At 55.2% G+C, this 14,451-nt stretch carries 11 protein-coding genes; 4 read left to right on the top strand and 7 right to left on the bottom strand.

The annotated features are described in order from the left end of the window. The first annotated feature begins 240 nt into the window (after positions 1-240). Positions 241-747: a hypothetical protein gene (locus ACK4S7_RS08400; RefSeq protein ID WP_409645877.1), complete on the top strand. Its 507-nt coding sequence runs from the start codon at positions 241-243 to the stop codon at positions 745-747. A 64-nt stretch (positions 748-811) separates the two neighbouring features. Further along, the gene (gene ppc / locus ACK4S7_RS08395; protein ID WP_409645875.1) at positions 812-3,499 is read left to right on the top strand and encodes a phosphoenolpyruvate carboxylase; all 2,688 of its coding nucleotides are present in this window, start codon (positions 812-814) and stop codon (positions 3,497-3,499) included. Between the two features lie 11 nt (positions 3,500-3,510). Here ppc and ACK4S7_RS08390 read toward each other — a convergent pair whose 3' ends face one another. Beyond that, a complete protein-coding gene (locus tag ACK4S7_RS08390; protein ID WP_409645873.1) occupies positions 3,511-4,737 on the bottom strand; it encodes an O-antigen ligase family protein in 1,227 nt (408 codons plus the stop codon). Positions 4,738-5,005: 268 nt separating this feature from the next. Between ACK4S7_RS08390 and ACK4S7_RS08385 the strand changes: the two genes are divergently transcribed. Further along, entirely contained in the window at positions 5,006-6,838 is a 1,833-nt protein-coding gene (locus ACK4S7_RS08385) for a DUF885 domain-containing protein (protein ID WP_409645871.1), read from the top strand. Between the two features lie 22 nt (positions 6,839-6,860). On the opposite strand, the gene ACK4S7_RS08380 is transcribed toward ACK4S7_RS08385, so the two are convergent. Then, the gene (locus tag ACK4S7_RS08380; protein WP_409645869.1) at positions 6,861-7,679 is read right to left on the bottom strand and encodes a hypothetical protein; all 819 of its coding nucleotides are present in this window, start codon (positions 7,677-7,679) and stop codon (positions 6,861-6,863) included. A 160-nt stretch (positions 7,680-7,839) separates the two neighbouring features. After that, positions 7,840-9,207, bottom strand: coding sequence for a cytochrome P450 (locus ACK4S7_RS08375; protein WP_409645867.1), 1,368 nt, complete (start codon positions 9,205-9,207; stop codon positions 7,840-7,842). 193 nt (positions 9,208-9,400) lie between these two features. On the opposite strand from ACK4S7_RS08375, the gene ACK4S7_RS08370 reads away from it, so the two are divergent. Further along, complete coding sequence (locus ACK4S7_RS08370; RefSeq protein WP_409645865.1) at positions 9,401-10,168, top strand: hypothetical protein; 768 nt, start codon at positions 9,401-9,403, stop codon at positions 10,166-10,168. 39 nt (positions 10,169-10,207) lie between these two features. On the opposite strand, the gene ACK4S7_RS08365 is transcribed toward ACK4S7_RS08370, so the two are convergent. The 4 genes from ACK4S7_RS08365 to neuB are packed head-to-tail and all read right to left on the bottom strand — an operon-like array spanning position 10,208 to position 14,450. Beyond that, positions 10,208-11,671 (bottom strand): aminotransferase class I/II-fold pyridoxal phosphate-dependent enzyme, encoded by a 1,464-nt coding sequence (locus ACK4S7_RS08365; RefSeq protein ID WP_409645863.1) that lies wholly within the window; start codon positions 11,669-11,671, stop codon positions 10,208-10,210. Further along, entirely contained in the window at positions 11,664-12,344 is a 681-nt protein-coding gene (locus ACK4S7_RS08360) for an acetyltransferase (RefSeq protein WP_409645861.1), read from the bottom strand. The genes ACK4S7_RS08365 and ACK4S7_RS08360 overlap by 8 nt, the downstream gene beginning before the upstream one ends. Further along, on the bottom strand, positions 12,292-13,422 hold the full coding sequence (gene neuC, locus ACK4S7_RS08355) for a UDP-N-acetylglucosamine 2-epimerase (protein ID WP_409645859.1): 1,131 nt from the start codon (positions 13,420-13,422) through the stop codon (positions 12,292-12,294). Before neuC ends, ACK4S7_RS08360 begins: the two co-directional genes overlap by 53 nt. After that, positions 13,422-14,450 (bottom strand): N-acetylneuraminate synthase, encoded by a 1,029-nt coding sequence (gene neuB, locus ACK4S7_RS08350; protein ID WP_409645857.1) that lies wholly within the window; start codon positions 14,448-14,450, stop codon positions 13,422-13,424. Before neuB ends, neuC begins: the two co-directional genes overlap by 1 nt. Between the last annotated feature and the right edge of the window lies 1 nt (position 14,451).

Below are 14,451 nucleotides of genomic sequence, written 5' to 3'. Positions count from 1 at the left end.
TATTGCTTGCCGCCTGTGCGCACGATTGCGAACATGGCTTTAACTCATCCGTTTCTACAGCTTAGCGCCTTGTAAGGGCGGGTTGCTCGGGCGCGTGACATAGTGGAGACGAATCCCGACATGGCCACGCAAGAAGGGGCGCAGCTAGTCCAAGCGAATATCTATGTCAACGTATAATGCGGCGTCTCAGGCCGCCGCGATGCCCTTGCATGGGGCTGCATGCAGGCTTAGACGTCACGCATGTTGAATTTCAAGCCCGCATCCCCTTTGCTTATACTCTTTATCCTTGCCGCCTGTGCCCCAACAGACGCAAGATTTCCTTCGCTGGAACGCCGGGCATACGAAACAAACGACCCTATCGTCGCACCTGCCGAATCGCCAGCTGCACCGTCCGTGCTGTCGGCCGCCCTGGCTGCAAAAGTCGACGCGCTTCTGGCCCGGCACAGGACCGCGCACGGCGATTATCTGCGCGGCTTGGCCACTGTGCAGGGCACTGCCTCACGGGCGGCGGGAACGTCGCCCGGGAACGAGGCGTGGGTGAACGCGCATGTTCTTCTGTCGCGTCTGGACAAGAAGCGGTCCGATTCGGTTGCTGCGCTTCGGGATTTTGACCGGCTGATTGCTGATGCGGTCTCGCTGGATGCTGGCGTGACGGCGCTGCTGACTGAGGCGCAAAGACCTGTTGCCGAAGATGTCGCAGCACAAAATGCCGAAATTGCACGGCTTTCGCAGTTAATCGGGGAATAGCTATTCCCTGTGGGTTGAGGCGCAATTGCTTGCTTGTGCCGTGACCATGTGCACTATTCCGGGCATGAACAGTCAAAACATGCAAGCCATTTCGCAAAATCCGGACATCCGCTTTCTCGGCAAGATGCTTGGCGATGTCATTCGCGCCTATGGAGGAGAAAGTCTGTTCCGGCAGACCGAATATATCCGCTCCACCAGCGTTGACCGGTTCCGCAACGTTGAAGGCGCAGCATCAAGCGACCGCGGTCTTGGCGCGCTCAGTCTGGATGACACGCTTAACTTTGTACGCGGATTTATGCTGTTCTCACTTCTGGCGAATCTGGCAGAGGATCGCCAAGGCCTTGCACATGAAGACGGTGCAACAGTTGCCGAAGCCTGCGCCCGGCTTGAAGCAGAAGGCATTGGCCTTACCGACATAAGGGAATTGCTTGGCGACAGCCTGATTATTCCCGTGCTCACGGCGCATCCCACTGAAGTGCGGCGCAAGAGCATCATTGATCACAAGAACCGGATCGCGCGGCTGATGTCGTTACGTGATCAAGGTAAAAAAGTGACTGATGATGGCGATGATATTGAGGCCGCCATTTACCGGCAGATTGCGTTATTGTGGCAAACGCGGCCCTTGCGACGTGAAAAGCTGTTTGTGGCAGATGAGATCGAAAATGCCCGCGCCACGATGCAAGACGTATTCCTTACGGCATTGCCCAAATTATACGCTGGCTGGGAAAAGGCGCTTGGGGGCAGGCCGCCAGGCTTTGTCCGACTCGGCAGCTGGATTGGGGGCGACCGTGACGGCAACCCTTTCGTGGATGCCGACACGTTGCGTTACGCGGTCCTGCGCAATGGCGGCACGGCAATCCGGCAATATCTTGAGGCCATTCACAATCTGGGCGCTGAAATTTCCATCTCCTCGTTCATGAGCGACACGCCACAAGCCGTCCTGGAGCTTGCAGAGGCCAGCGGTGATTCAGCGCCGAGTCGCGCCGACGAACCTTATAGGCGGGCGCTGTCGGGCATTTACGCGCGGCTGGCGGCTACGCATGTCAAGCTGGTAGGTGATCAGCCACCACGTCCGTCAAAGCTCTCTGGCGCGCCTTATGACGGCCCTGATGCCTTGAGGAAGGATCTCGTCACCGTGGCATCTGGCCTTGCCAGCGACGGTGATGGCGCGTTGGCAAGCGGCGGTGCGCTCGCGCGGCTTATTCGTTCGGTGGAAATTTTCGGCTTTCATCTGGCAACGCTTGATTTGCGCCAGAATAGCGACGTGCACGAGCGAGTCATGACCGAGCTGTTCCGGACTGCGCGCGTCGCGCCCGACTACGCCGCGCTGGACGAGGCGGCGCGGGTGGATTTGCTTATGGCCGAGCTGTCGCACAATCGACCGCTGGCGGGCGAATGGACTCAGTATAGCGAGGAGACAGCAAAGGAACTTGCGATCGTCCGCGCTGCTGCCAAGGCCCAGACAGACTTTGGCTGTGCCGCGATCACCACTTACAATATCAGCAAGACGACGAGCGTTTCCGATATGCTTGAAGTGTACGTACTGCTGAAACAGGCCGGGCTGTATCGGATCGACGACGACGGCAATCCGCATGCGACAATCATGTCGGTGCCTTTGTTCGAAACCATCGCTGATTTGCAAGCCGCACCCAAAACCATGCAGGCCTTTTTTGCCATTCCCTTGATGCGAACGATGGCGCAGGCGCGCGGGCATCAGGAAGTGATGATTGGCTATTCCGATTCGAACAAGGACGGCGGTTATCTCACCTCGACTTGGGAATTGTACGAAGCTTCAAGCGCACTTGCGGGCATTTTTGCAGATGCGGGACTCGCCATGCAGTTGTTTCATGGACGCGGCGGGGCAGTGGGCAGGGGAGGCGGCTCTGCCTTTGGTGCCATCCTGGCCCAGCCCAAGGGCACTGTGCAGGGTCGAATTCGCATTACCGAGCAAGGCGAAGTCATTGCCGCCAAATATGGCACGGTTGACAACGCAGTGACCAGCCTTGAGACCATGGCTTCGGCAACTTTGCTGGCAACATTGTCCAGCGACCCCATTGCCGACGCCGACGTGAAGCGGTTCAAGGCCGCCATGGCAGAGCTATCCGCCAGCGCTTTCCGACATTATCGGGGATTGGTTTACGACACCCAAGGCTTTCGTAAGTTCTTCCGTCAGATGACCCCAATCAACGAGATCGCGACGCTGAAAATCGGCTCGCGCCCGTCAAGCCGGACAGCGTCGGATGCTATCGAGGATTTGCGGGCAATCCCTTGGGTGTTTTCCTGGGCACAAGCACGCGTCATGCTGCCCGGCTGGTATGGCACTGGCCAGGCGCTGGCGGATTTCGCCGACAAGGGCCTGTTGCGCGCGATGGCGGGCGAGTGGTCTTATTTCCAGACTATCCTTGCCAATATGGAAATGGTGCTGGCCAAGTCGGATATGAGCATCGCTGCGCATTATGCCGGTCTGGTGGAGGATCAGGCGCTGGCAAAGGACGTGTTCGGACGCATAAAAGGGGGCTGGCACGCATCACGCGACAGCCTGCTCGATGCCACGGGGCAAAGCCATTTGCTTGAGGCGAACCGGGCGCTCAACAATTCCATCCGGTTGCGCCTGCCTTATATCGAGCCGCTTAACCTGCTCCAGATCGAACTCATGAAACGCCACCGCGCGGGCGAAGCCGACGAACGGATTGGCGAGGGAATCCAGCTTACCATCAATGCCATTGCCACCGCGCTGAGAAACAGCGGGTAACTCGACGAAGACTAGGAAGCGGAAGTTTCCTGGCGGTTGCCATGTGCCAGAATCGCGGCGAACATGATCATGACGAGCATGATGAAACGGGGATAATGGAGCATGCCCTCAAGCAGGCTCATCAACAAAAGCGTATAGAGGATAGCCAGCAACGGCAGCAAGGACGCGCTCCGTTTCGTTGCTATGCGTACCGCGGTTATTGCCCGGCCAAGCAACCACAAAGCGGCCATAGTCCCAACGGCGCCCCACGAAATCAGGAACTGAAGTACCGCATTATGCGGCTGCGTATGCCGCCATCCAACAAACACCTCCCAAAAAATCGATCCGGATCCCCACCCAAGGGCGACAGATTCTTGCCATTTTTGGAACGTGGCCGCCCATAATTCCAGCCGGTCGCTGGTAAACTGGTTTGCACTCGCGACGTCAGACCACAGAAACAACTGAAAATCGGGATGATTATATGGCGGCAATAGCAATGCCACTGTTGTAGCCGTTCCTGTCAGCAACCCGGTAACCGTGATCGCTGGAATAGATGGCATTTTCCTTCGAACCAAAATGGATAGTGCCGTTACAATGAACATCGCAAGGACTGCAGCTCGCGTACCCGACCAGACCGTCATCGATGCGGAGAGGAAATAAAAGGCCTGCACCCACGGCAACCGCCCTTTATCTTCATCGAAAAGAAGCATGACAAGAAAGCCGGTCGCAACGGCCCCCGTCCACGAACCAAAGTGACGAATACTGATAAATCCCGGCAATGCGGAGCCCCACTCAATGACTCCTCCGGGAACCATTGATGCAGGTGGAGGAAATGCAAATCGCCAAAATGTCAGGGCAGCCAGCACCAGCAATCCGTTGCCCAGCAACATCAAGAATATTGTCAGATCCTGAATATTTGATCTGCGCAGCAGATGATAAATAGATAGCGCAAATAGCAGATGCAGGATCGTTATAATCGACATCGTCACCGATTGGAGTGGATGTGCGGAGATAAGCAGGCTGCTTGCGAACACGCCAAAAACAAAAACGGCTGATGCCATTTTTATGTCGAAAGGCAGCGACAGCCAAAGCTGATGCGAGTCCATTCCTTTGCGGCTTGCCCACAAAATCACGAAAATTTCGCACAAGACGAACGGCGCCTCCAACAAGCGGGACCACTCGACCCATGGCGTCTGCATGCTGTGCATATAGGTCGGATAGGCCATGGCCGAAACCACCGGCATTATGATACCGATCAAGACCCCTAGCCATTGGGCAGGCGAATAGCGGGCAAGTACGTTTCCGTGCTTTATGGTGTGATTGTGGGCAAGGTTCTCCATAATCATGGTTTACGATATCATGGTTAACAATCTGCTTATTCTTCGGCAGGATCGCCAGCGCAGATCGCCGGGCATTCTTGGCCTATCGACAAAGACCGTTGCACTTTCGACGAGTCACGCAATCCTTGCTTCCCCTCCCGCGTCGCGCTGATATGACGGTGCCATAAACAATTCAGGAGAGTTTCGTATGCGCATGCCCAAAACCGCTTTTTCTGCCATAGCCATCGCTCTGGTGCATATGGGCGCCCCTGCCGTTGCGCAGACGACCGGGGCAGCACCCACGGCGGCAGCCGAAACAGACCAGAATGCTGCTATCAAAGCCTTTTTTGAAGAATATGATGCCCAGCAACTGGCATTGTCCCCGCTTGGTAAATCCTATCGGGGCATCAAGGACAGTGACTATGGTCGTTGGGGAGATTTTTCCACTGCAGGCGAGATTCGCGCCAATGAGGCAGAACGTTCGGCTTTGAAGGAAATGCGCGCACGCTTTGACCCGGCCAAGCTTTCCCCTGAAAACCGCCTGTCGTACCGCCTCTTTGAAAAGCGCGCCGAACGCAGCGAAGCCGCTTTCAAATATAACGACTATGGTTATGTCTTTGACCAGATGAACGGCGCACAGAGCCAGTTGCCTGCATTCCTCATCAATATCCACCGCATCGACAACAAGTCGGATGCGCGCGCTTATGTAAACCGCCTGTACGGCCTTGGCCCTGGCATGATGGAGGCTATCTCGCAAGCCAAGGCGCGGGCGGCGGAAGGCATAATGCCGCCGAAATGGGTCTATCCTTATGTCATCAACGACGCGCGCAACGTTATCACCGGTGCGCCATTTAATGATGGCCCTGACGCGCCCTTATATGAGGATTTTAAATCAAAAGTCAGCAAGCTCAATATCACCCAAATCGAAAAAGACCTGCTGATTGCTGACGCGGCGCAAGCATTGAATTCTTCGGTCAAGCCCGCTTATGAGGCCTTGATTTCGGAAATGACCGCGCAGGAAAAGGTTGCGGGAACGGACGACGGCATCTGGCGGTTCAAGGATGGGGCGGGCTATTATGCCGAACGTCTCGCCAATTATACCACCACTGATATGACGCCCGAACAGATCCACCAATTAGGTCTGGCGCAAGTCGCGCGCATTCACAAGGAAATGGGCGTCGTCCAGAAAAAGATGGGGGTTAAAGGCAATCTTCAGGCCTTCTTCAATTATATGCGCACGGAGCCCAAATTTTACGCACCTGAAACGGCCGAAGGCCGCGCGCTCTATTTGTCCGAAACACAAAAGGCACAGGATGCCATCACACCCTTGCTGCCGAAGTGGTTCGGCACTTTGCCCAAGGCGCCTTTGGTCGTGAAGCCAGTCGAGGCTTTCCGCGAGAAATCTGCGGGCAAGGCCTTTTACCAGCGGCCAAGTCCTGATGGCTCGCGCCCCGGCACCTATTACGCCAATCTGTATAAAATGGCCGACATGCCACTGACCGAGGTGGAGGCATTATTCTATCATGAAGGTGTTCCCGGTCACCATTTGCAGCTCGCGATCCAGACCGAGTTGAAAGACGTGCCTGCATTCCGCCAATTTGGCGGTGTTACCGCTTATTCCGAAGGCTGGGGTCTCTATTCGGAGAAGCTGGCGAAGGATATGGGCCTGTACACTGATCCAGCGCGTGACTTTGGTCGCCTTCAGCTTGAACTGCATCGTGCGATCCGACTGGTGGTCGACAGCGGTCTGCACCACAAACGCTGGACGCGTGAGCAGGCAATCAAATATGTCGAGGACAATAGCGCGGATGCACCCGGCGGCATCGTGAAGGCGATCGAACGCTACATCATCTATCCGGGCCAGGCGACAGCCTATATGGTTGGTCGCCTGAAAATCAGCGAGCTGCGCGACAAGGCGCAGAAAGCACTTGGGTCCAAATTCGATATACGCGGATTTCACGACACGGTGCTGAAATCAGGCCCCGTGCCGCTGGATGTTCTTGAAGAGCAAGTCGACGGCTGGGTTGCTTCGCGAAAGTGAGCTGGTTTTGAAGGGGCAGCACCTATTCCGTTGGTGCTGTCCCTTCGTCGATTGCCTTAATCCCGAAATCAAAATGAATGCGCACCCAGACGCCCAATTGCGGTTTGTTGTCGATGCGCGGTGGTTTAACCAAAAACTGCCAAGCGGCAAGTCGAAGCGCTTTGGCAAGGCCGGTGCCGCGCGGGCTTTCGCCAATGATCTGGCAGTTTTCGACTCGGTTATGTTCGGCCATGCGGCATGCGATATCTGCCGATGCGCCGGGCGGAATGCGTTTGATGGCCGCCAGATAAGGCGACAGTTCGCTGTCATACGGCTCACGCAACCACGCAACAGGGTATAATTGCGCGCCGCCCGGGCCAAGGCCGGGACCCATCATGCCCTTCAACCCCTGGTCGCTTCCCTTGCCATCCCCTGAACCACTCGTCCCGCTGGCGGGCAGCTTTGACAGGTCCATCGCGTCGAATTCGGATTTACTGACCTTTATAAAATCGGGATTGGGCGAGGGTGCCTTGACGGGATTTACTGGCGGTAACAAAGGCGGCGGAATAGGCGGCGTGATTGTGCGTTGCTGCTTTTGCATGACGGGTGTTTGTGTGTCGCTTTTCTCGGCAGAGGCGGCAGAATCAGCCTCCGCCTCCAGTGAAAAGGTACTGAGGCCGCGTGGGCCATCGGCTGGTCCACCGGCACGCATACCAAGGCTCAGGATCGCGATGATGATGATTGCCTCAAGCAATAAGGCAATTGCAAGGCCAATACCGCGCCGCCTTATGCCGTCACGGTTCCAATCTGTCGGTTCTGAATAAGCCATGCGCTGCGGCGAGACCTTTACGGCATCGCTCAAGGCTTGCAATGTAGGATTTGTGCTGTCAGATTCCCGAGCAGTCCGTCATGCCATGGGCATTGCGGTGCCGACATCGGGAAATTGCCTCGGCTGTGGGCGTCGTTATCAGCCGCGTGCAAATATCGTTTAGGTGAGACCTTGGTGTGACCTTTCGCGGGAATTACAACGGCCGGAAATGCACTTTCAGCCCGTCCTTTGGCTTTGGTATTGGCCATGCCTGCCACTCCGGGGCGTAGCCCTCGGCAACTTCCACCCGCACCGACGTGAGCAAATGGTGCATGAACAGCTTTGTCTGCATATAGGCAAAGTGCAGGCCAAGGCACATATGGGCGCCGCCGCCAAACGGGACCCAGGCATATTTGTGCCGCGCCTTCACCTTGTCCGGCGTAAAACGCATGGGGTCAAATTCGTGCGGGTTGGGCCAATATTCTTCCATCATATGGACGTAAGACGGGCTTATGCTGACCGATGTGCCTTTAGGGATGTGGTAGCCCATAAACTCAAAATCACGCAACGCACGGCGCGGGATTGAAGGCACCGGGGAGATCAACCGAAGCGATTCCTTGAAGGCATATTCGGTAAGTTCAAACTTATCGAGGTCGGCAAAGGCGATATCCGATCCGGCAGGCGCAATCGCGAGGCACTCTGCGCGCAATTTCTCCTGCCATTCGGGATGTTTGGCGAGGTGCCAGATCATAGATGTGACCGATGACGTGATTGTGTCATGCGCAGCCATCATCAGGAAGTTCATATGGTCGATGAGTTCGCCGTCGGACATGAAGGCACCATCTTCGCGCTTTGACCGGCAGAACTGGCTGAACATATCCTGCCGGTTTTCATTGCGGCGGCGCTCGGCGATCTGGGGCCCGAAATAATCGATGAGATATTTGCGTCCGGCCACACCCTTGCCCATCGGCGTGAAAGGCAAAGGCGCGCGGATAGGTGCGACCGATGCCTGCACCATGTCGACAAAGGCCTTGTTGATCTTGTCTGCCTCTGGCCCAAGCGGAATGCCCAAAAAGCTGCTTGCCGCGACATCAAGCGTCAGTTGCTTGATTGCCGGATAGAACAGCATGTCGCCGCGCCATTCCTTCAATTGCTCAGCAAAAATGCGGTTCATGTCTTGGGTATAAGCACGCATCGGTTCGGGCTTGAACGCGATGCCAAGAGCGCGGCGGTCCATGCGGTGATGGTCGAAATCCATCAACATCAACCCGCGTGGAAACAGCAAATTGAGAACCGGGCCCCAGCCTTGTTCCGACGAGAACAGCTTCTCGCGATCAAACAGAAGCAGCTCATTCGCCTCTGCGCCGACCAGCGAGACCGTCGGGTTGCCAAAGGCATTGGTGCGGAAAACCTTGCCATAGGTTTTGACCATATGCGCACCATAAGCGGGCGGATCGCGCAGAACTCGGAATGTCGTGCCGATGATGGGCGGCCCATTCTCGCCGGGGATATGGGAGAGATCATTAATCCTGGTGCGCGGCACCCAATGCGGGTTGGCAGCTTCGCTATGGGCAAGGGCCATTGGCTTATATCCTGTTTAAGTGCGCGGTTAAACCTTACTGCCATGTCTGTTAATAAGGTGCAAGGTCACTTTGGTTAGCGCGATTCTGAACATTGGCAAACAACTGTATTCAGGTGTAATTCAAGTGGCATGCTCCACGTGCCAGATCATATTGTAATCGGCATGGGTTTGCCGATCAAACAAGGCGACTAATATGGCGATCAGATCAAAGACCTTATTGAAAGCAGCAATTCTGATTACGACTGGCGCGGGCTTGTCCGGTTGTGTTTATGATGTCGGCTTGGGTTTCGCCAGCGACGGCTATTACGACGCTGGTTATGGCTGCGATCCCTATGGCGGTTACGATGCCTATTATGACTGCGATTACGGTCAGGGTTTTGCCAATATCGGTTTTGGGGGCGGCTGGTATGACAATTATTATTATCCCGGATATGGTTTCTTTGTGTTCGACAATGTCGGGCGCCGATACCCGATGCGCGATCATCATCGCCGCTATTGGGGTGAGAAGCGGCAGTATCATTATCGTGAACACCGTAGGCGGGACCGTGATGGCAGGCGCTATGGTGGCCGAGAGCGTGACTATACTAATGATGCTGTTGCAGGCGTGCGCAACGGAGATGATAGGCGCGAGGCCCGACGTGAGCGTCGAACCGACCGCAATGGCCAGTGGCGTGGCAGCGACGGCGGACGTGGTGCCAACGCCTCCCCATTACCTGACACAGTTGTTCTTCCGGAGCAGACGAGCGGTCGCGTGCGTGTGGATCCTTATGCCCGCCGCGAGTCCCGCGTTGACGTCGGAACGGATGCACGTCAGGCACGACCGCAACGAGCGATTCAAGAAGTGGTGGCTCCGCCATCCGCTACTCCAGCGCCACGCGCGGCACCTGCACCTCGGCCAGAACCTTTGGTTCCCAACCGTCGAAACAGCCGTGATGAAGGCGAAAATGTCCGAGATCAGTAATATCAGGTGATTAGGGCAGTCGGCGCCCGTACCACGCGGCTATGTGAGAACGTTCCTCAGGGCTGCTATGGTCCGTTCGATCTGGTCTAAACCCATGTTTGACCCCGATGGCAGACAAAGGCCATTGTAGAAGAGACCATCTGCTACAGGTGTGTTTTCAACCGAATATATGGGGCACATGGAGAAAACCGGTTGTAAGTGCATTGGTTTCCAAACAGGGCGCGCTTCGATCAAATCGTCTGCCAGCGCTGCGATAACAGCATCACGGCTTCTCAATTCGGCGTCTACTGTCATTACCGACAGCCACCTTGTACTGAAACTCCAGTCCGGTTCCGGAAGCCAGCTCACTCCATCTATGTCCATCAAGCCTTCGCGATAATGATCGAATATCCGCCGGCGGGCATTTACCCGGTCATCGAGCACCTTTAGCTGTCCACGCCCTACACCAGCCAGAATGTTGCTCATCCGGTAATTATATCCGATTTCGCTATGCTGATAGTGCGGTGCCGGGTCGCGTGCCTGAGTTGCAAGGAACCGTGCCTTGGCTATCAGGTCACCGTCGTTGGAAACGAGCATCCCCCCGCCAGAGGTGGTGATAATTTTGTTTCCATTAAAGGAGTAGATACCCATCAACCCGAGAGTACCACTGGCCTTGCCCTTATACGTTGCCCCCAATGACTCGGCTGCATCCTCAATAAGCGGCACATTATACTGACAACAAAGTTCCAAAATCGGGTCGATGTCCGAACTTTGCCCATAAAGGTTGACTACAATAACAGCTTTAGGAAGCTTGCCCTGACGCTTGCTGTCCTCAAAGGCGCGTTCAAGCGATTTCGCACACATTCCCCAATTATTTCTATCGGCGTCGATGAACACTGGCTCGGCACCTTGATAGACGATCGGGTTGGCGCTCGCCGCGAAAGTCAGCGACGAACAGAATACCCGATCCCCACGCCCAACTTTCAGCATTATCAAAGAAAGGTGTATAGCGGCTGTGCCTGAACTCACAGCAGCGGCGTGTTGTGTGCCGACTTTTGCTGCAAATTCTTGCTCAAAGGCATCAACGTTAGGGCCAAGCGGCGCAATCCAGTTGGTCGCAAATGCCTGCTCCACAAATTCCCGTTCGGTCTCTCCCATGTGCGGCGTCGACAACAAAATCTGATTATCGAGAGTGGCGCGGTCCCAAAGGGCGACCACTTCGCCATCGGAGTTTAGCACAGGTATGCAGTTGATGCCCTTGAGACGCATCAACTCCAGCGCCGCCCGGCGCGAACAGCCCTCTTCAATGGTGACAGGCGACTGGGCTGGTAAGCGTCCTGCCGCCGCGTCCAATGGGACGCCTGCGAGAATCTCTCGTCGAATATCGCCGTCCGTTATCGTCCGGCTAAGCTGGCCTTCATTGTCAATCAGCAACGCCATGCCCAGGGAACCTTTGTCGATGACGGCGAGGGTCTCTCGAAGTGTCGTCGTCGCCGAAACTGACAACTGTCTGACGTCAGGCATTATAATTACTCTCTTTCCTTGATGCGGGCGTTCCCATCCAGACTTCACCATCGGGGATATCTTTAGTCACGGTTGATCCGGCTCCGACAACGACATTGTTACCAATGCGGACTCCCGGCAAGACGGTGGCGTTTGCGCCTATCAGTGTGCACTCGCCCACAGTGACATTTCCTCCTAGAATTGCACCGGGTGCCAGGTGGCAAAAATCCATGATCGTGCAATCATGGTCGATCACAGCTGCGTGATTTATTATGACGCCTTGGCCTACCACGGCACGAGCAGCAATAATTGCACCGGCTGCAACGAAACACCCCATTTGGACATTGCAATATTGCGATAAAGAGGCGCCTGGATGTAGAATCGAGACGGGGAGTCCGCCGCCGCCCATAATCGGCTTGAACAGCTTTTGACGGACGTTGTTATCACCGATTGACACGTGGAATGATACGCCGCCGAGTGCAGAAGGCGTGAAGGGCGCACGTACTTTTCTGCCTAGCAAAGTTTCGCCATCCAGTTCCGGGTTTGCATCCAAGATAGAGACGTTACCTTCAGGATCGCGACAAAGTAGTGCGTCCAAGACAACAGAAGCATGCCCCCCGCACCCAATGAGAACTAGCTCCTTAGTAAACACAATATTTTTCCAGAACAGATTGATCCAGTGGTATTGATGCAAGGAGGTTTGCAATCCGTGGAGCACTAGCTCCATCTCCATATACATTGGTGCCGTCAAACCGCCCGCGCTTCAGTGAATGCGCAAGCGCCGCCCTTATTGCCGACCCGTCCGGTTCAACATCTACGATATTGGCGTTTCGCTCTCTCAGCATTTGTCTTTTGCCAATATTAACGACCGGCGTGCCGAAGGTTGCAGCCTCAATTATACCAGAACTAGAATTGCCAACCATGACGTCAGCATGTGCGAGCCAGCTGAGAAAATCGCCCCGTCGCAAATGGCTGAAAATTCGAATGTCCGCATGTTCGGACTTTGCAGTCAGCGCATCGAGGATTTCATTTCCTCCAAGATCTGCATTTGGGGTAAGCACGACAGTCTGGAAATCGAGTTCAATGAGAGCATCTATAATCTCGCGGACGTGCTGCGGCCCCTCGTCGACTTCTTGTACGACCGGGTGGAAAACCATTAATGCGACGGGACGACTTTCGGAAAAGCCAACGCTGTTCAAGCATTCCAGGCGACTAAGCTTTGCCTCACCAGCCAAACCATCAAGGCCTGGGGCACCGACACAAAATACGCTTTCCGCCCGCTCCCCCATTTTCATAAGGCGGGCGGCTGCCTCTTGCGTCGCGGTAAAATGATAGTGGGACATTTTCGAAATAGCATGCCGAACAGGGTCATCGACGGTGCCGGAGCGTTCCCCACCATGTATATGCACGACGGGTATGTTCAAATGCAGAGCAGCAATTGCCCCGGCAAGCATTTCACCTCTGTCGCCAAGCAACAAGACCATGTCAGGCTGTTCGTGCTCCAGCAAACCGGAAAAACCAATGGTCATGGTGCCAATGGCACGTGCCATGAATGAACGGTCAGCGCCGGAAAGATCAGTTTCGACATAGCCGGCAATTTCAAATCCGTCAGATTCGATTTCACTTTGCGTTTTGCCATGTGCCGGATCCAAATGCATGCCGGTAACGATCAACTGCAAACGAAACATAGGATCACGAGAAATAGCAAAGAGCGTCGCGCGCATGAGTCCATAATCTGCACGGGTGCCGGTTATGTAGATAATCTTGCGCATCAGGTGAGATCCGGCCAATCCAGCAACTCGTTGGCCTTTAGATTGCGATTAACCGTTTTTCCGACAACATCGTCGATGACTGACGGGGATAAACCATTTGCAGGACGCAAGAGCACAATATCGTCCATCGATAGAGTGGTGCCTGCCGGAATATCATGCGCAACCGATATGCTTCGCCGCACGAGAGACCTGACTTGCAGCTCTGATGGACTTGGCTTTTTATCGAAGCTGCCCAAGGCGCGCTCGACCGTCCTGATCTGGCGCACCATTTCGGCCAGTTCATCTGGGGTCAGCGACGCAGCGTGGTCAGGCCCCGGTGCGTTCTTGTCGATGGTGAAGTGCTTTTCGATGACGGTGGCACCCAGGGCCACAGCAGCAGTCGAAACAGCGATTCCCAAAGTGTGATCTGAATAGCCGACGGGATATCCAAGATGGTCGGCCATCGTCATCATCGCCCGCAGGTTTACGTCAGCGGCGTCAGCAGGGTAGTTCGATGTGCAGTGTAATATGGTCAACCGGTCTGGATGTTGCGACGTTCGCCCGAGCCGCCGCCATTCTGCTTCAAGACAGTTTTTGGCGGCCTCGACTTCAGCGAGATCTGCCATGCCGGTGGACATGATAAGCGGTAGTTCAAGCTGCGCGAAAAATCGTAGTAGAGGGAAATTGTCGATTTCTCCCGAGGGGATCTTCAGTCTCTTCATACCAATCGATTTGAGAAACAATGCCGCGTCAGTGTCAAATGGTGTCGACATGAATTCGATGCCGACCTCAACGCATCTTTCAAAAAGCTTTTCGTGCAATTCGGGTGACATTTCCAGTGCCTTAAGCATGGACAGCTGATCACCTGCTCCCGTCTGCCGCTTTTGATATTCCGCTTTCTCAGATCCGGGTTTCACCAGCTTGCTTGCGGTGAAGGTTTGGAACTTTACCGCATCTGCCCCGCATTGCGCCGCAATATCGACAAGCTGCATGGCCAACTCGGGGCTACCATTGTGGTTCACACCAGCTTCAGCAATAATGAAGGTCATC

It is taken from the genome of Sphingorhabdus sp., from assembly GCF_046292425.1.
GTDB lineage: Bacteria > Pseudomonadota > Alphaproteobacteria > Sphingomonadales > Sphingomonadaceae > Sphingorhabdus_B.
The sequence above is the reverse complement of the archived record's forward strand: the minus strand, read 5'-3'. Positions and strand labels throughout refer to the sequence as shown.